The organism is Pseudomonas sp. NPDC089406 (genome assembly GCF_044900265.1).
Lineage (GTDB): Bacteria > Pseudomonadota > Gammaproteobacteria > Pseudomonadales > Pseudomonadaceae > Aquipseudomonas > Aquipseudomonas fakonensis.
This window is the reverse complement of sequence record NZ_JBJDNC010000030.1, coordinates 34,613-51,570: the sequence shown is the minus strand read 5'-3', so window position 1 is coordinate 51,570 and position 16,958 is coordinate 34,613. Positions and strand designations below refer to the sequence as shown.

The 16,958-nt window shown below is 63.2% G+C and carries 12 protein-coding genes and 5 tRNA genes; 9 read left to right on the top strand and 8 right to left on the bottom strand.

Translation table 11 applies throughout. The features are described from left to right. The first annotated feature begins 24 nt into the window (after window positions 1-24). The 7 genes from ACI2KK_RS20400 to ACI2KK_RS20370 all read left to right on the top strand — a co-directional run bounded on the left by ACI2KK_RS20400 (window position 25) and on the right by ACI2KK_RS20370 (window position 10,476). Window positions 25-435, top strand: coding sequence for a PA2817 family protein (locus ACI2KK_RS20400; protein WP_404670312.1), 411 nt, complete (start codon window positions 25-27; stop codon window positions 433-435). A 352-nt stretch (window positions 436-787) separates the two neighbouring features. Next, window positions 788-1,330, top strand: coding sequence for a fimbrial protein (locus tag ACI2KK_RS20395; RefSeq protein WP_404670311.1), 543 nt, complete (start codon window positions 788-790; stop codon window positions 1,328-1,330). 86 nt (window positions 1,331-1,416) lie between these two features. Beyond that, on the top strand, window positions 1,417-2,169 hold the full coding sequence (locus ACI2KK_RS20390; RefSeq protein ID WP_404670310.1) for a molecular chaperone: 753 nt from the start codon (window positions 1,417-1,419) through the stop codon (window positions 2,167-2,169). Between the two features lie 35 nt (window positions 2,170-2,204). Beyond that, on the top strand, window positions 2,205-4,700 hold the full coding sequence (locus ACI2KK_RS20385; protein ID WP_404670309.1) for a fimbria/pilus outer membrane usher protein: 2,496 nt from the start codon (window positions 2,205-2,207) through the stop codon (window positions 4,698-4,700). Window positions 4,701-4,752: 52 nt separating this feature from the next. Further along, window positions 4,753-5,802: a fimbrial protein gene (locus tag ACI2KK_RS20380; RefSeq protein ID WP_404670308.1), complete on the top strand. Its 1,050-nt coding sequence runs from the start codon at window positions 4,753-4,755 to the stop codon at window positions 5,800-5,802. A gap of 299 nt (window positions 5,803-6,101) precedes the next feature. Next, on the top strand, window positions 6,102-8,111 hold the full coding sequence (locus ACI2KK_RS20375; RefSeq protein WP_404670307.1) for a hypothetical protein: 2,010 nt from the start codon (window positions 6,102-6,104) through the stop codon (window positions 8,109-8,111). Between the two features lie 238 nt (window positions 8,112-8,349). After that, complete coding sequence (locus ACI2KK_RS20370; RefSeq protein WP_404670306.1) at window positions 8,350-10,476, top strand: autotransporter outer membrane beta-barrel domain-containing protein; 2,127 nt, start codon at window positions 8,350-8,352, stop codon at window positions 10,474-10,476. 176 nt (window positions 10,477-10,652) lie between these two features. Here ACI2KK_RS20370 and ACI2KK_RS20365 read toward each other — a convergent pair. The 5 genes from ACI2KK_RS20365 to ACI2KK_RS20345 form a co-directional block, all read right to left on the bottom strand. Beyond that, window positions 10,653-10,728, bottom strand: a tRNA-Gly gene (locus ACI2KK_RS20365). A gap of 82 nt (window positions 10,729-10,810) precedes the next feature. Continuing rightward, window positions 10,811-10,886: transfer RNA gene (locus ACI2KK_RS20360), tRNA-Gly, on the bottom strand. 5 nt (window positions 10,887-10,891) lie between these two features. Beyond that, window positions 10,892-10,967 (bottom strand) — tRNA-Glu (locus tag ACI2KK_RS20355). 93 nt (window positions 10,968-11,060) lie between these two features. After that, window positions 11,061-11,136 (bottom strand) — tRNA-Gly (locus ACI2KK_RS20350). A gap of 4 nt (window positions 11,137-11,140) precedes the next feature. Next, a tRNA-Glu gene (locus ACI2KK_RS20345) sits at window positions 11,141-11,216 on the bottom strand. A gap of 440 nt (window positions 11,217-11,656) precedes the next feature. Between ACI2KK_RS20345 and ACI2KK_RS20340 the strand changes: the two genes are divergently transcribed. Continuing rightward, window positions 11,657-12,424: a hypothetical protein gene (locus tag ACI2KK_RS20340; protein ID WP_404670305.1), complete on the top strand. Its 768-nt coding sequence runs from the start codon at window positions 11,657-11,659 to the stop codon at window positions 12,422-12,424. A gap of 146 nt (window positions 12,425-12,570) precedes the next feature. Here the strand turns inward: ACI2KK_RS20340 and ACI2KK_RS20335 are convergent, their stop codons facing one another. Both ACI2KK_RS20335 and ACI2KK_RS20330 read right to left on the bottom strand, forming a co-directional pair. Beyond that, window positions 12,571-13,053, bottom strand: a complete 483-nt coding sequence (locus tag ACI2KK_RS20335; RefSeq protein WP_404670304.1) for a GAF domain-containing protein — start codon at window positions 13,051-13,053, stop codon at window positions 12,571-12,573. After that, window positions 13,054-13,941: an ATP-binding protein gene (locus ACI2KK_RS20330; protein ID WP_404670303.1), complete on the bottom strand. Its 888-nt coding sequence runs from the start codon at window positions 13,939-13,941 to the stop codon at window positions 13,054-13,056. 174 nt (window positions 13,942-14,115) lie between these two features. Here ACI2KK_RS20330 and ACI2KK_RS20325 point away from each other — a divergent pair, with 174 nt between their 5' ends. Then, window positions 14,116-16,476: a response regulator gene (locus tag ACI2KK_RS20325; protein ID WP_404670302.1), complete on the top strand. Its 2,361-nt coding sequence runs from the start codon at window positions 14,116-14,118 to the stop codon at window positions 16,474-16,476. Here ACI2KK_RS20325 and ACI2KK_RS20320 read toward each other — a convergent pair. Further along, window positions 16,466-16,954 carry a glutathione peroxidase gene (locus ACI2KK_RS20320; RefSeq protein WP_404670301.1) on the bottom strand — a complete coding sequence of 163 codons (489 nt, stop codon included), beginning with the start codon at window positions 16,952-16,954 and terminating at the stop codon, window positions 16,466-16,468. The two genes, ACI2KK_RS20325 and ACI2KK_RS20320, sit on opposite strands and share 11 nt — an antisense overlap. Window positions 16,955-16,958 lie beyond the last annotated feature (4 nt).

Here is a 16,958-nt window from a genome sequence, read left to right as displayed (position 1 = left end):
TTCCGAACCACCGAGGACCACCCCATGGCCAACCCCCACCTGCAATACCACCTGCAACTGCTGCACCACCTGCGCACCATCCTGGCCGCGCTGGGCGAGGCCGAGCAGGTGCCGGAGGAAAGCCACGCCCTGTTCCTCGAACGCTTCGACGAACTGCTGACCCTGCTGCCGCAAGACCCGCTCGAAAGCCAGTACCTGGGCCAGGACCTGATCTGCCAGGTGATCCAGCGCTACCCACAAATCGCCCACCTGGTGCCCCGCGACCTGCTGTGGTTCTTCGGCGGTGACTGCCTGCACTTCATGCCGGACGAAGAGCTCGATCTGTACCAGCAACTGGAAGAGCGCCGCTTCGAGGCCGAGCAGAACGACGAACCGTTCGACTGGCACCAGGAAAAACAACTGCTGAGCCAGGCCGGCCAGGGCAGTACGCACTAAGCTGTAGGACGTCCCGCGCAACGGCGTGGGACATCTCCCCCCACCAACTCCCCTCCCTCGCTTAAACACCTCGCCCTACAACGCACTCAGAAAACCCCTGCTTTCAATTGGCGAATTAATTGAACCGGGTAAACATGCGCACAACAACTTCAGAATTATCCCAAACTTCCAATCCAATACATTACTAGATAAAAAACATATCAAACTTCGATCGCACATAACGTTTGCAAAGTAAAACCTGCACTTTATAAGATACCCGCCGAACCGTGGCTGCTCTCGAAGCCGCAACTAAAACTTCGCGAGCCAGCAAAGACTTCGCAACTAAACACATCCCCTCTTACAAGGACATCTCATGAAGAAGTCGCTGTTTGCAACTTCGTTCGGCCTCGTTTTAAGCGTGGCTGCAAGTTCGGCATTCGCCAATACCGGTACCGTGCACTTCCAGGGCACCATTACGGCCGCCACTTGCCCAATCGTCATCCAGCCGCCGTCCGGCCTTGAGGGCGGCATCATCGACATGGGTGAGGTTCCGGCCTCGGCCTTCGAAAAGGTGAGCGACGAGAAAAACCCCCGCGACTTCGATCTGGTGGTGAAGGACGGTGTTATCTGCGGGATTACCCCTGGCCAGGTTGCCAAAGTGACCTTCGATGGCCCGTCTGCCGCTAACAACTACTACGCCATCAACCGCAGCCCCGACGCGGCCCTTGGCGTGGCAGTAGCCCTGCGCGACCGCAACTTCGACCTGGTCCCACCGGGCAGCTCATCTGCCGAGTACCCGCTCAATGAGCAAGGCGAATCGCGGCTGCGCTTCACCGCCTCCTACGTTTCGATCACCGACCAGGTACGCGCGGGCGAAGCCTTGGCCGACCTGAGCTTCACCGTCGACATTCCCTGACGTACCCGGCCTCAGCCGGCTCCCGCACCTACGTCTCGTTACCCCCCAGGTGCACCTCTGCGCCTGGGTTTTCAGGATAAATCCCCATGCCCGGCCTCACCCTGCCGGCAGCCCGCCTGCGACATGCCTTGGGCATCGGCGCAGCCTTGCTGCTCAGCCTGTCGACCAGCGCCAGCCACGCGGCGCTGACACTGAACAACACCCGCGTGGTGTTCGACAGCGACAAACGCAGTACCGCGGTGGTCATCCGCAACCCCAGCAAAGCCACCTACGCCGTCCAGGCCTGGGTCAATACCGAGGCGGACGCCGATACCGTCAGCGTGCCGTTTTTGCCGTCGCCGCAACTGTTCCGCCTTGCCCCCGACAAAGAGCAGCAAGTGCAAATCACCCTGCTGCCCAACGACTTGCCCACCGATCGCGAATCGCTGTTCTATTTCAACGTGCAGGAAATCCCCCAGGTGGATGCCAGCGCCAAGAACGCCTTGAGCATCGCCTTGCGCACGCGCATCAAGCTGTTCTACCGCCCGCACCAGCTCGAGGGCTCGCCTACCCGGCAACTGAAGTCACTGGTGTTCTCGCTGGTTAACGAGCAGGGCGCCCCGGCACTGCGGGTTGAAAACCCCACCCCCTTCCACATCACGTTCTCGCGCATGGAGGTCAGCGGCAACGGGCAGTACGCCACACCGCAGGCTACCGACATGCTGGCGCCGCACTCGAGCCTGGTTTACCCCTTGCCCGGCATCCGGCCGGCGCCCGACCTGCAGGTGCTGTTTTCGATCATCAACGACTACGGCGGCCACTCCGCCCCTGTAACGCTGCCGATCGCGCTGCCTCGTTAAGGCACCGCCCTGCCATATCGCAAGGATTACCGCACATGCGTCTTTCCCAGCCCCGCGGGCGCGCACCAGGCCGCCTGCGTCATGTATCCGTTTGCCTGCTCGCCGGCGCTACAACCTGGCTGATGCCCCCCATGGCCCTGGCCGAGCTTAAGTTCCAGAGCGGCTTTCTGCGCCAGGTGCCGGGGCAGCCCGAAACGTCTTCGGCCTGGGCCTTGCAGGCATTGGCCGAAGACCAGGTACTGCCGCCCGGCCGCTACCAGGTTCAGGTGCAGGTCAACCTGGAGCCGGCCGGCCTGCACAGCCTTGATTTTCAGCCAGACGCACAGGGCCAGCTGAGCCCCTGCCTGGCCCCGGCGCAGCTCGAAGACTGGGGCCTGCGCCTGGCATCGCTGCCCCTCACCGACGCCCCGCTGCCAGCCTGCCTGGATTTGGTGCAACTGGTGCCCGGCGCCCAGGTGAACTTCACCCCCGACAAGCTGCAACTGGCGCTTTCCATCCCGCAGATCGCCATGCGCCGGGAGGTTGCCGGCCAGGTCGACCCGCAGCAATGGGACAGCGGCATCAATGCTGCTTTCGTCAGCTACCAGGCAGCCCTGCAAAATGGCCATAGCCGCTACCGCGGCGGCTACGACAGCCGTGACCTGTACCTGAACAGCGGCCTCAACCTGGGCCCGTGGCGCCTGCGCAGCACGCAGTCCTGGCGCCAGGACAGCCACGGCAACCAGCAGTGGACCCGCGGCCAGGCCTTCGCCCAACGCGACCTGCCGGGCACCCTCGGCACCCTGACCCTGGGTGAAACCTTTACCGACAGCGACGTCTTTCGCGGCGTACCCATCGCCGGCGTACGCGTCGCCTCGGACATGAGCATGCTGCCAAGGGCAATGCAGGGTTATGCCCCGGTCATCCGTGGTGTGGCGCAAAGCCGCTCAAAGCTTGAAATCTGGCAGAACGGCTACCCGATCTACGCCACCTACGTCAGTGCCGGCCCCTATGCCATCGACGACCTGAGCACTGCCGGCAGCGGCGAGCTGGAAGTGATACTGACCGAGGAAGACGGCCAGGTGCGGCGCTTCACCCAGCCTTACTCGGCGCTGGCCAACCAACTGCGCCAGGGTGTGTGGCGCTACAGCGCCACGCTGGGGCGCTACAACCCGGCCAGCGCGCAGCAAACGCCGCTGTTCTGGCAGGGCACGCTGGCCGTGGGCAGCGCATGGAACACCACGCTTTACGGCGGGCTGATGGCCGGCGAGTACTACCAGGCGGGCGCGCTGGGCGCCACCAAGGATCTGGGCGAAATCGGCGCGCTGTCCTTCGATGTCACCCGCTCGCTCACCGAGCTTGCCCACGGCCCGACCGACAAGCTCCAGGGGCTGAGCTACGCGATGCGCTACAGCAAGGCCTTCGGCACGCAGACCACCCTGCGTTTTGCCGGCTATCGCTACTCGACACCAGGCTACCGGGATTTCGACGAAGCGGTGAACCAGCACAGCCATGATGGCAGCTTTCTCGGCAGCCGCCGCAGCCGCCTGGAAGCCTCGGCGCAGCAGCGCCTGGGCAAGGCCAGCTCGCTCAACCTGACCCTGTCGCAGCAAGACTACTGGCATCGGCGCGACACCCAGCGCCAATACCAGGTCTACGCCAGCACCCACCAGTGGGGGGTGAACTTCAACCTGTTCGCCTCGCAGTCGCTGACCCGCGGCCGCGGCAGCGACCGGCAGTTCGGCCTGAGCCTGTCGATGCCGCTGGCGTTCGGCCGGCATGCCCGTGCCGGCCTGGACCTGCGCAGCAGCGAGCGCGGCTACAGCCAGCGCGCCTCGCTCAATGGCAGCAGCACCGACCAGCTTAGCTACAGCGCCGCCCTGAGCCAGGATGCAAGCCGTAACCAGGCCGCGACCCTGGCACTCAACTACCGTGCGCCCCAGGCATCGCTGGGCGCTGCGCTCACCCAAGCCGACGACTATCGCAACCTGTCGCTCAATGCCAGCGGCGCACTGCTGGTGCATGCAGGCGGCGTTACGCTCGGGCCGTACCTGGGCGACACCCTCGGCCTGATCGAAGTCCCCGGCATTGCCGATGTTGGCTTGCTCAACGGCGCTGGCGCACGCACCGACCAACGCGGTTTCGTCATCGCCCCCTCGTTGCAGCCCTACCAGCGCAACAACCTGCAACTGAACACCGACCGCCTGGGCCTGGAAGTACAGATAGACAATGGCAGCGCCCAGGTTGTGCCGCGCCGTGGCGCGGTGGTCAAGCACCGCTTCGATGCCCAGCGCGTCTCGCGCCTGGTGCTGACCCTGCGCGACGGCCAAGGGTTGCCGTTGCCATTCGGGGCCCAGGTGCACGGCCAGGACGGCACCGCCATGGGCATGGTCGGCCAGGCGGGCCAGGTGATGCTGTCCACCCACGAAGCGCCTCAGCAGTTGCAGGCAAGCTGGGGCGACCAGGCCAGCAGCCGCTGCCAGTTTGCCCTGGAGCCCAAGGCCATCGCCATCACCGACGGCTTGCGCCTGCACACCCTGGCCTGCCTCTAGCCATTCGATTCGCGCGGCCTGCACCCACCCAGGCCGCGCAAGGGAAACCATCATGCACACGATAAACCGCACCCTGTACCCGGCCCTTCTGGCCAGCCTTGCCTGGCCCGCCACCCAGGCCATGGCCATCACGCAGTGCACGCTGACGCCTCCGGGCGCCTCGCAAAAAGTCTATGAGCGCGACCTGGGCACCCTCTACGTAGGGCGCGATGTCGCGCTGAACGAGGTTATCGGTAACAACAACCTGGTTGAAGACACGCCAGACCTGAACGGCCTGTCCCTGGACTGCGAAGCCGACAACTACGTCATCAACTTCGACTTCAGGGCCGTCAACGGCCAAACCGCGAACCGCGTGATCAATACCAATGTGCCAGGTATCGGGGTCATGGTGCAGATGGGCAATCCATTCCTGGGCGGCCCGAACGAATGGAGGCCTGACGACGGTGTTCCGGTGTTCGTGCCGTTCAACGCCTATCACGAAAACACCGTAGTGACAGGCCCGAAACTCGAGAGCCTGCACAACACCATCACCCTGGTGAAGACCGCCGACCTGGCCCCGGGTGAACACCTGGTGGACGGCCCGCTGTTCACCGGCCACCTCGACTGGGGTGGCATGGGCCAGGTATTGCAGTACTCGCTGAAGGCAAGGGTCATCCAGTCGGAGTGCGAGGTGGACAGCGGGTCGGTCACCACCCAGGTGGACCTGGAGGATTGGAGCATCAGCCAACTCGCCGGCCCGGGCCACACCACCACGCCCACCCCCTTCAGCATTCGGCTGATAAATTGCCTGGCCCCCCCGGCAGGCGGAACCCTGATCATGGCACGCATGGAGCTCAACGGCATCGACGGCTCCGCCCCCACCGGGCCTGCCGGTGAACATGTCTTCAGCCTGACCAGTGATTCCGATGCCGCCGGTGTCGGCATCCAGGTCTTGCTCAACAACAACCCGGTGCCACTGGACACCGTGTTCCGGGCTGCCGACTTGACCAGTGGCAGCATACCGCTGAACTTCCAGGCCCGTTATTACCAGCTCGAACCCCGCGCGCAGGTGCGCACGGGGACTGCCAAGGGGGCGTTGAGGTTCACCATGCACTATCGCTGAGGGCGCTGGATGCTGCTCGGCCAATGGCCATTGATTGTATGCACCAGGCTCGAGGCCATCGGGCGGTACCTGACAAAATTGCCAGGTGCCGGCCGACGATCATTTGGTTAGTGTTTACGGCATGAAGCACGCATTAGGTTGGCAGCCGGTACGCCCAACGCCGAGTGGGCAATGTGCGCCTGCAGCACAACATGTTCATGGACAACGTACAGGAGGAATGAAGCTCCCAGCCATTATCGCGGTATTTTCAACAGGCCCAAGTTTCGAACTTTCACCTCGACAGCTTTGGAGAATTGAAGATGAACACGTTCGTCGTCGCACGCGCACGCGCCAAACAAACTCGACTCGACTACTTTCGGTGGCGATTCAAACGGCTCCTGGGGCTCACCAATACGCTCGAAAAACCTTGGGTAGCCGGCATGGCCGATGAGCTCGACGGCACCTTGAAAAAAGAAACGCTCGCGCAAGACCTCGAAGTCCATGTGCCTAAATGGCTTAACTTTCCGACCAACCCGGCTTTTTGGGAAACGTTACAGCTCAAGTTTTCCCTGACCGGTGCGCCGAACACTTACACAGCCGCAGGCGATTTGCTGACAGTCGTGCCGAAAAACCCTCCCGACCCCGATCAGTTCCCCATCAAAATGCCATTCCCTAAAGAGCTCCTGCCCCGGGATGGCGATTTGTGGATTGTTTACGAGCACGAAAACTACCGGGGCGAAAAGGCCGATTCCGCCCCCATCAAGCTGATCTGCGACTCCACCCCACCTTATGGCGAGCAGGAACCTCGGTTTGCCGAAGGGCCGAGCGATACGATCGACGAGGCCTATTTGCAGACCCATCCGGACGGTATCGAATTTGTGATCCCCGACTACGCCGGACGACAAGCGAGCGACTACTACAAGCTGTACTACCGGACCGAGCCCCCAAGCGGCCCGGGGGACTTGACCATTACTGCCAACGAAGGCGCACTGCAGGACTCGCGGCGAGTCATCATTCCAGTCGAAATAGTACGCAGCAGGGGCGATGGCACCTTCTACAGCGTCTTTACGGTGTCAGACAAGGCAGGGAACACTAGTCGCATATCCTATACCTGGCAGGTCAATGTAAAGCTGACGGAGGAAGAGACCGTTCCCGAAAACTTGCAACCCCCTCTGGTACGGCTTGCCGCCGACGGTGTTCTGGACCTTGCAGATGCCCAGCTCGGCATCAAGGTAGAGATCGATGAGTACACCAACCACGACCCCGAAGACCGTCTGGTCGTCAGTTTCCGTGGCATCCCCTTACCTGAAATAGTACTGGGCGAAACCCCGTTCCCTATCGAGGTGGACGTGGGCAATGGCGTATTGCAGACCGCCTACGGCAATGCCACCGAGTACTTGACCGTACCGGTCAGTTACGAGGTAAGGCGCGGCACGGCTTCCTTTGGTTCCCCGAAAACCGATGTAATCCTGAACTTCTCGGTGGCCGGCCCCGCTCGCCCCGACCCAGACCTGACCTGGCCGTCTTCCACCAACCCTAACTTGACCGCCCCCACGATCACCAGCGCCTCAGGGCCACCCAATGAAGTGGGGACAGGCGACTACGGCAAGGATGTCACGGTGACCTTTGGCTTGTACGCAGGCATCAAACCCGGCCAGGTAATCGATATCTTCTGGGGTGGCACCGAGGTCCCCGAAGCGCAATATGTCCATACCGGGGGCAGCGCCGATATCGAACGCGTGATCCCATGGCTGTATGTCAGCCGGGGAGGCACTGGTGTAGTACAGGTGCACTACACCGCACGTGGCCGCGAGGCCAGCGCCTTCAATGACCAGGAGTCCGTACGCCAGCCCGTGAACGTGCCTACTTTCATCCTGGAAGCTGACCCCGTGGTCTTCCAGAACCTGACACCCAGAGGCTGGCTGAGCTGCAGTTCGCTGTGGGACCCGGACGACCCGGCAGCCCCACCGTCGTTCCGGGTCAAGGTGCCGCCATTTGCGCAATTCGATCTCGGGGTTGGTCAGGCCACAATCTTTATTTCCTGGATGGTCTTCACAGACGACGAAATGAATGTACCGATCACGGAAGTGCGCTTCGATGATGCAGTAGATGTAACTCGGGACATGATCGACAACGGGTTCATCTGGCGAATCGAACCTTACGCAGACTACATACTACCCATCTACGACCAAGCACCAGAGGTCGGTTACGCACGCGTCATATATTCGATTCAACCAGCAAACGGCGCCCCCATCCCATCCGCGAAAGCGCACTGCTATGTCAGCATTGCAGGCGCCGCAACCGAAACCTGCGACATATCCAGGCCCTGAGCGCCCATGGCAGCGGCCTGTTCACCGGGCCGCTGCCAATCAGCAGAAATAGGACTTTGGAGCATTACATGTAGGGCTTTTCTTACACCAATCACTGACTGGCGAACTTACGCTCTCGGCTCGCAGATCCCCTCAGCAAACCACAAGGATCATCCGCACCTCAGCGCCGCACATGAGAACCGCCATGCCAGACCGTATTCGCTTTACCCCCTCCCCGTTAGCACGCTTGAGCAAACTCATGCTCGCCTCCCCCCTGCTGTTCGCGACCTCGGCACTGGCCGAAACGCTCATCGAACACGACCAACTGCTGGATGAAGGATCGCTCCATGACAGCTACCGCGTGCTGGGCCCGGCCACCTTGACTACCCAGGGCGCGACCACCTTTGCCCTGACCGCCGAAGCCGGCGCGGCGCTCGAGCTCAACGACACCACGGTGCAGGGCGGCAACAGCGGCCACGGCATCAGCCTGGAAGCGGCACGCGCCAATGTGCGCGGTAGCACCATTACCAGCAATACTCGCGGCATCTCCCTGTTCAGCGGCTCCCATGCCGTCTTCAGCGACAGCGTGGTCGAAGGCATTGCCAATGGAGCCCTCATCAATGCCAGCACCGTCGAGCTGCTCAACACTAAAGTAAGCGGCACCGGCGCCACTGCCGTGGGCGCCCAGTTGTTCGACGGCAGCTTGACTGCCCGGGCGGGCAGCGAAATCCGCGGCACCACCCATGGCGTAGCCATCGGCGATGATGGAACGCTTGGGGGCTCTACCCTTGAGCTCGACAACAGCCTGGTGGAGGGCATTGGCGGCTCCGCCATTCTGGTGGGCCAGTTCCCGGGCCTGCCCACCACGGCCACCATCAACGTGCTCAACGGCTCGACCCTGGTTGCCGGCAACGGCGTACTGATGGAAGTCGCCGACAGCGCCAGTGCCAACCTGCGGGTCAACAACAGCCACCTGCTCGGCGATATCATCGTCGACGCCGGGGGCACGGCCAATGTGCTGCTGGAAAACGCCGCCACCCTCAAAGGCCGCCTGCACAACGTCGACAGCCTGGGGCTGGCCAGCAATGCCCAGTGGGTCATGGTGGAAGACAGCCAGCTCGGCGACCTGACCATGAACGGTGGTTCGGTGCGTTTTGGCGAGGCTGGCGAGTTTTACCAACTGCAGGTGGATAACCTGGCAGGCAATGGCACCTTCGTGATGGAGGCGGACTTCAGCAGCGGCCAGACCGACTTCCTCGATATCACCGGCAACGCCACCGGCAGCCATGGGCTGTTGATCAGCAGCAGCGGCCGCGACCCGCTCGGCGAAGCCAGCCTGCACATGGTGCATGCCGCCAGTGGCGATGCCTCGTTCAGCCTGGTGGGCGGCCCGGTGGACCTGGGCACCTACTCCTACGACCTGGTCCAACGCGGCGCCAACGACTGGTACCTGGACCTCACCACGCGCATACTCAGCCCCGGCGCACAATCGGTGATGGCACTGGGCGATGCCACACCGACCGTGTGGTACGGCGAAATGGGCGTGCTGCGCAGCCGCATGGGCGAAGTGCGGCGCAACCCGCAACAGTCAGGCCTGTGGCTGCGCAGCTACGGCAACAAGTACAACGTCTCCGAACGCGCTGGCGCGGCCTACCAGCAGCAGCAACATGGCATGTCATTCGGCGCCGACACCCCGCTGGATGCCGGCGACGGCCATTGGCTGGTCGGTGTGACCGCCGGCTACAGCCGCTCCAACCTGAACCTGGCGCGCGGCTCCTCGGGCAGCATCGACAGCTACCACGCCGGCGCCTACGCCACCTGGCTGCAACCGCAAAGCGGCTACTACCTGGATGCAACAGCCCGGCTCAACCGCTTCCAGAACAAGGCCGATGTGCGCCAGAGCGACGGCACCAAGGCCAAGGGTGACTACGCCACCCTTGGCGTGGGTGTGTCACTGGAAGCCGGCCGGCACCTGGCCCTGAGCGATGGTTACTTCATCGAGCCTTTCGTCCAGCTGTCCGGGCTGATGGTGCAGGGCAAGGACTACAGGCTCGACAATGGCCTGCAGGCCGACGTCGACCGCACCCGCTCGCTGCTGGGCAAGCTGGGCGCCACCGCCGGGCGTACCTTCGATGCAGGCCAGGGGCGCACGGTACAGCCCTACGTCCGCGCAGCCGCCGTGCACGAGTTCGTCAGTGACAACCAGGTGCGGGTCAATGGCAATGCACTGGGTAACGACTTGTCCGGCACACGTGGCGAAATCGGCGCCGGCGTGTCGGTAGCCTGGGCGCAGCAATGGCAGGCCCATGCCGATGTCGAATACAGCAACGGCAGCAAGATCGAACAGCCCTGGGGGGTCAATTTCGGGCTGCGCTACAACTGGTAGCCCCTGCCCTTCGCGGCCAAGCCCGCCCCACTGGATTGCACCTGTAGGAGCGGGCTTGCCCGCGATGGGCTGCAGCGCAGCCCCAATAAAACATGAGCCATGAGCTCCGCTTTTATGCCTTGCGAGAAAACAGGGCAAAAAAAAACGCCACTCCGAAGAGTGGCGTTTTTCATGTTTGGAGCGGGAAACGAGACTCGAACTCGCGACCCCGACCTTGGCAAGGTCGTGCTCTACCAACTGAGCTATTCCCGCAAAGTGAAGCTTTACTGCTTTTGGCGTGACCGGCTTTACACCTTTCACCACCGCCGCATCGCCGTAGCGCTGCGTTTTGAACTGGAGCGGGAAACGAGACTCGAACTCGCGACCCCGACCTTGGCAAGGTCGTGCTCTACCAACTGAGCTATTCCCGCAAATATGGCGTCCCCTAGGGGACTCGAACCCCTGTTACCGCCGTGAAAGGGCGGTGTCCTAGGCCACTAGACGAAGGGGACTAAGCCTGCGCTTTGCAGCGCTGCCAGCACATGAACCTCACGATTCAGACTGGGCTTTCTTTTCCTGCCCTGCCGAAGCAGTGCCGGAGAAACTGGAGCGGGAAACGAGACTCGAACTCGCGACCCCGACCTTGGCAAGGTCGTGCTCTACCAACTGAGCTATTCCCGCAATATGGCGTCCCCTAGGGGACTCGAACCCCTGTTACCGCCGTGAAAGGGCGGTGTCCTAGGCCACTAGACGAAGGGGACACGCTGCTCGCATTTACATGCTTGCTTTCACTCCCTGCAGCGTTTGGCTGTGTGCTTTACGCTGCAAGTGGCGCGCATTCTAGGGACGCCTCGGCATAGCGTCAAGCCCTTTATCAAAATTTATTTAAATCAATGACTTCGCGGTGTCTTGGTGCCCTGCACAAGGGGCGCCCGGGGTTTGACGTTGCTTTTCTGGCGGCAGGCCGGCAAGCTCATGGCAATGCGCCATAGCTGGAGAAATCCAGGCGTTGGCCGATAGCAATGGGTGTAGTGCCTGTGCCGGCCTCTTCGCGGGCAAGCCCGCTCCTACAGGGGGCGGTTTGGCTGTGCGGGCAGCTGCCGGGGTGCACTGTTCGGCCGTCGACGAACTCACTACACTCTCTATACACAGATGCAACCTATATACAGATGCAACACTTCTTCATGATGAGGCGTTAACGGTGACACCACTTCTGATCACCCTGCTTATCGTTGCGGGTATCGCACTGCTGATCGTGATCGGCTACCTCAACAACGTGGTCGAAAACGGCAAGCTCGAGCGGGCACGCCTCAAGGTCGAGCTGGCCGACCGCCTGCGCCGCTGCGGCGAAATCAGCGAAACCTTCCCCGGCCAGTTCATGACCCCGGCGCTCAAGCTGCTACTGACCCGCCTTGAGCTCAACCTCAACCAGCGCCAACTGGCGCTGGACAAGCACAGCAGCGAACTGAAGGCGCGCATCGCCGAGCTCGAGGGCCTGATCGCCCAGGGCGACAAGATGCCGGTCAGCAACCCGCCCTCGCCCATCGTCACCGAGGTCAAGGCCAAGGACGTGCGCTTCTTGCTGGAGCTTTTGCACAACCAGATCGTACGCGCCACCCAGGAGAGCTTCCTGGCTACCAACGAGGGCAAGTACTGGGTCAAGGAAATCCGCCATATCCTGGTGCTGCTACATATCGAGTTCTTCAACAACCTCGGCCAGCAGGCCCTGCAGCAGAACCAGCCTGGCCAGGCGCGCCTGGCCTTCGAACGCGGCGTGCAGTACCTGCGCAAGCAACCGGAACCCAAACAGTACGAAGAGCAGCTCACCTACATGGAAAAACTGCTGGCCCGCTCCAATGCCCAGGTACTGGACCAGATGGAGCCTGCCGAGAACGAGCAGAACGCCCTGACCGAAGGCTTGAAGACCGACGACGACGAAACCTGGAAAAAGCGCGTCATCTACGACTGATCCGAAGCCCCCTGTAGGAGCCGGCTTGCCGGCGATAGGGCCAGCAGCTACAGCATCGGTTGCAGGCCCGGCCTCATCGCCGGCAAGCCGGCTCCTACAAGGGACCACGCTAAAACAAGGGGCCATTCAATGGCCCCTTGTTCATTTCAGCAATCGCTCAACTGCAAAAAGATCGCCGCCAGGCGCTCCAGCCCCACTTGGTCCGCTTCACTGAAGCGCGCAAGCTTGGGGCTGTCCAGGTCGAGCACACCGATCAACCGGCCATCTTTGACCAACGGAATCACCAGCTCGCTGTTGGACGCACTGTCACAGGCAATGTGCCCGGGGAAGGCATGCACATCCTCCACCCGCTGGGTCTGCCGGGTAGCCGCCGCTGCGCCGCACACGCCCTTGCTGAACGGGATGCGCACACAGGCCACCTGGCCCTGGAACGGGCCGAGCACCAGCTCTTCGTTGCGGTTGAGGTAAAAGCCGGCCCAGTTCAGGTCGTCCACCTGGTTATAGAGAAACGCCGAAAACTGCGCGGCATTGGCGATGAAGTCGCGCTCGTCGGCAAACAGCGCCTGCACTTGCGCAGCCAGCAGGTCGTAGCCATCGAGGCCTTTGCCACTGGCATTGAGGTCGATCATTTATTTCTGCTCCAGCAATTGCAGCCCGACCCAGTAGCGGGCGAACTGATAGGCACAACGGCCATTACGGTTGCCGCGGCCGGTGGCCCAGCGCACGGCGAGGATTTCGAGCTCTTCGGTACGCGCCCAGCGCAGCCCGGCCGGGCGCGCCAGCTGGCCGATCCAGTGTTCGACCACATCGAGGAAGTGCTCCTGGCTGAACGGGTAGAACGACAGCCACAGGCCAAAGCGGTCAGACAGGGCGATCTTGTCCTCCACCGCTTCGTTGGGGTGCAGCTCGCCGTCGACCATCTTCCAGTTTTCGTTGTCGCTCTGCTTTTCCGGCACCAGGTGGCGGCGGTTGGAGGTGGCGTACAGCAGCACGTTGTCTGGCGCCTGCTCCAGCGAGCCGTCGAGCACGCTCTTGAGCACCCGGTAGTCGCCCTCCCCGGCCTCGAACGACAGGTCATCACAGAACAGGATGAAACGCTGCGGCAGCTTTTGCAGTTGCTCCACCACCCGCGGCAGGTCGGCCAGGTGGTCGCGCTCGATCTCGATCAAGCGCAGGCCCTCGCCTGCGTGCTCGGCCAACAGCGCACGCACCAGCGACGACTTGCCGGTACCGCGCGAGCCCCACAGCAAGGCGTGGTTGGCAGGCATGCCGCTGATGAACTGGTGGGTGTTGCGGCCCAGTTGCTCGCGCTGCTTGTCGACGCCGATCAGGTCGGACAGGCGAATGTCCAGGCTCACTTCCAGCGGCAGCAGGTAGCCGCTGCGGCCATCGCGCTGCCAGCGCGCGGCAAGGGTGTGCGACCAGTCGATGCTTGGGCGTGGTGCGGGCAGCAGCGGTTCGAGGCGCGCGAGGACCGATTCGGCGCGGTCGAGAAAAGCGGTAAGGCGGGCGTCCATGGGGGCTCCAGGAGAATTCAGTAGTTTTGGGGCTGCTTTGCAGCCCATCGCCGGCAAGCCGGCTCCTACAGGGATCAGGTTTTCCTGTAGGAGCCGGCTTGCCGGCGATGGGGCCAAGCGAGCGAGCAACCGAAAGAACAGACAGACCCGCCAGCAGCCAGGGGCTGATCGGCTATGCTTGCGCAGCGCGCACGGAGCAATCACACCGGCTTGGGACCCATGGATATCAAGTTCACCAATCGCCTGTCATACAAGCAAGCCCGGTTGACAGTCCTGGTCGGCTTCATCCTGGGAACATTGCTCAGTCTCATCCAGATCGGCATCGATTATGCCAGCGAAGACGCGTCCATCAACCGTGAAATTCAGGCGCTGCTGAAAATCAGCCACGACACCGCCTCGCGCATTGCCTACAACATCGACACCGAGCTTGCCCAGGAGCTCACTGGCGGCCTGCTCAAATCACCGGCGTTGATCCGCGCACGGCTGATCGACAACAACGACACGGTGCTGGCCGACGTCGAGCGCCCGCGCCTGGAAAGCCGCTACCGGCCGTTGTCGGATTTTCTGTTCGGCGAGCAGCGCCAGTTCCAGGACCGCCTGTACCTGGCCCACCTGCCCGGCGAATTTCTCGGCACCCTGTACCTGGACGTCGACACCTACGCCTTCGGCGGGCGCTTTCTCGACCGCGCCGGAGTCACCCTGCTCAACGGTTTTGCCCGCAGCCTGGTGCTCACCGGCATCCTGCTGGCGTTGTTCTACCTGATGCTGACCAAGCCGCTGGTGACGGTGATCGCCGCCCTGAGCGGCCCAGGCGATACGCGTACGCCCCGGCAAACCCGGGTGGACTGCCCCAAGGGCCACGAGAACGACGAGATCGGCGTACTGGTGAAAGTCGCCAACCAGCAGTTCGTCAGCATGGCCACCGAAATCCAGCAGCGGCGCAACGCCGAAAACCGCCTGACCCAGTACCTCAATGAGCTGGAAGACATCGTCGCCGCCCGCACCACCGAGCTCAAGGCCAGCAACAGCCGCCTCAGCCAGTCCAACCAGGAGCTGGACGACGCCCGCCAGCGCGCCCTGGAAATGGCTCATGCCCGCGCTGCGTTTCTGGCCAACATGAGCCACGAAATCCGCACCCCGCTCAACGGCATGCTGGGCATGATCGCCCTGGCCCTGGACAGCGGCCTGGCAGCAGAGCAGCGCCAACAGCTGTCGATCGCCCACGACTCGGGCAAGGTGCTGGTGGAACTGCTCAACGATATTCTCGATTTGTCCAAGTTCGACGCCGGCCAACTTGAACTTGAGCGCATCCCCTTCGACCTCGGGGCAATGGTGGAAGACACCGCCAACCTGCTGTCGCAGAACGCCGCCCCCAGCGTCGAGCTGACCTGCCTGATTGCCTCGGACTTCCCCAGCACGGTGCTCGGCGACCCCACGCGGGTGCGCCAGATCGTCAGCAACCTGCTGTCCAATGCGTTGAAATTCACCCGCTTCGGCCGCGTCGATGTGCGCCTAGCCAGCATCGTCGGCGGCGTGCGCCTGGAGGTCAGCGACACCGGCATCGGCATCCCCGAGGAAGCCCAGGCGCGGATCTTCCAGCCGTTCACCCAAGCCGGCGCGGGGATCACCCGCCAGTACGGCGGCACCGGCCTGGGCCTGGCCCTGACCCGCAACCTGTGCAAGGCCATGCAGGGCCATTTGCATATCCAGTCCGAAACCGGCTTTGGCAGCCGCTTCAGCGCCGAGCTGCCACTGCCAGCCCACACCCCGGCGGTGCCGCCCGAAACGCTCGCCGGGCGCGTGGTGGCCCTGGGCAACGCTGGCAGCGGCCTGGCCGAACTGCTGCAGGCGCTGCTGCCGCGCTGGGGCCTGGATTACGCCCGCTTCGACGATGCCCGGGAACTGGCCGGCCAGGCGGTGGACGTGCTGATCACCGATGATCTGGACCGGGTGCTGGACCTGCGCCCGCAGGTGCAGGCCCCCATCGTGCTGGTGACCGCCTACGGCAGCTTTTTGCCCGGCGAGCAGGCCACACAACTGGCGCCCTTGCAGCAACTGGCCCGGCCGCTGGCGCGCAATGCCCTGTACCACACCCTGCGGCGTACCTTGCACGGCGAACCCAATGCACCCTTACCCCACGAGCTGCCGCCGGGGCAGGAGCGCCGTGCGCGCATCTTGCTGGTGGAAGACAACCCGGTGAACCAACTGGTGGCCAAGGGCATGCTCGGCAAGCTCGGCTGCCAGGTGCAGGTGGCGGCGCAAGGCGCCGAGGCTTTGGAGTGCCTGGAGCAGGCCACCTTCGACCTGGTGCTGATGGACTGCAACATGCCGGTGATGGACGGCTACGAGGCCAGCCGGCGCATCCGCCAGAGCGGGCGCTGGCCGCAGTTGCCGATCGTCGCCCTGACCGCCAACGCCATGCCCGAGGAGCGCGAACGCTGCCGCGCCGCGGGCATGAACGACTACCTGGCCAAACCGTTCCGGCGCGAGGAGCTGGTGGCGCTGATCGACCACTGGGTGCCGCTCAGCGGCTGAGCAGGCGCTCGATGTCGGCTTGCAGCGCTTCGGGCTTGGTGGTGGGGGCGTAGCGCGTCACCTTGCCGGTGGCCGGGTCGAGCAGGAACTTGGTGAAGTTCCACTTGATCTTCTGCCAGCCCAGCAGGCCCGGGGCGCGGCGCTTGAGCTCGACGAACAGCGGGTGGGCGCCGGGGCCGTTGACCTCGACCTTGCGAAACAACGGGAAGCTCACCCCGAAGTTGAGCTCGCAGAACTGCGCGATCTCCCGGGCATCGCCCGGCTCCTGCTTGCCGAACTGGTTGCAGGGGAAGCCCAGCACCACCAGGCCCTGGCCCTGGTAGTCCTGCCACAGCCGCTCCAGGCCCTTGTACTGCGGGGTGAAGCCGCACTGGCTGGCGGTGTTGACCACCAGCAGCGCCTTGCCGGCGAAGTCGCCGAGGGTTTTCTGCGTGCCATCGAGGGTGACACAGGGGGTGTTCAGCAGGGCATCGGCCATGGGG

What these genes read in the sequence shown, in the direction of transcription:
- ACI2KK_RS20325 (WP_404670302.1), top strand. Translation starts at nt 14,116, where the DNA reads ATGCTTGCGCAGCGCGCACGGAGCAATCACACCGGCTTGGGACCCATG.
- ACI2KK_RS20400 (WP_404670312.1), top strand. Translation starts at nt 25, where the DNA reads ATGGCCAACCCCCACCTGCAATACCACCTGCAACTGCTGCACCACCTG.
- ACI2KK_RS20390 (WP_404670310.1), top strand. Translation starts at nt 1,417, where the DNA reads ATGCCCGGCCTCACCCTGCCGGCAGCCCGCCTGCGACATGCCTTGGGC.
- ACI2KK_RS20335 (WP_404670304.1), bottom strand. Translation starts at nt 13,053, where the DNA reads ATGATCGACCTCAATGCCAGTGGCAAAGGCCTCGATGGCTACGACCTG.
- ACI2KK_RS20330 (WP_404670303.1), bottom strand. Translation starts at nt 13,941, where the DNA reads ATGGACGCCCGCCTTACCGCTTTTCTCGACCGCGCCGAATCGGTCCTC.
- ACI2KK_RS20380 (WP_404670308.1), top strand. Translation starts at nt 4,753, where the DNA reads ATGCACACGATAAACCGCACCCTGTACCCGGCCCTTCTGGCCAGCCTT.
- ACI2KK_RS20320 (WP_404670301.1), bottom strand. Translation starts at nt 16,954, where the DNA reads ATGGCCGATGCCCTGCTGAACACCCCCTGTGTCACCCTCGATGGCACG.
- ACI2KK_RS20375 (WP_404670307.1), top strand. Translation starts at nt 6,102, where the DNA reads ATGAACACGTTCGTCGTCGCACGCGCACGCGCCAAACAAACTCGACTC.
- ACI2KK_RS20395 (WP_404670311.1), top strand. Translation starts at nt 788, where the DNA reads ATGAAGAAGTCGCTGTTTGCAACTTCGTTCGGCCTCGTTTTAAGCGTG.
- ACI2KK_RS20370 (WP_404670306.1), top strand. Translation starts at nt 8,350, where the DNA reads ATGCTCGCCTCCCCCCTGCTGTTCGCGACCTCGGCACTGGCCGAAACG.
- ACI2KK_RS20385 (WP_404670309.1), top strand. Translation starts at nt 2,205, where the DNA reads ATGCGTCTTTCCCAGCCCCGCGGGCGCGCACCAGGCCGCCTGCGTCAT.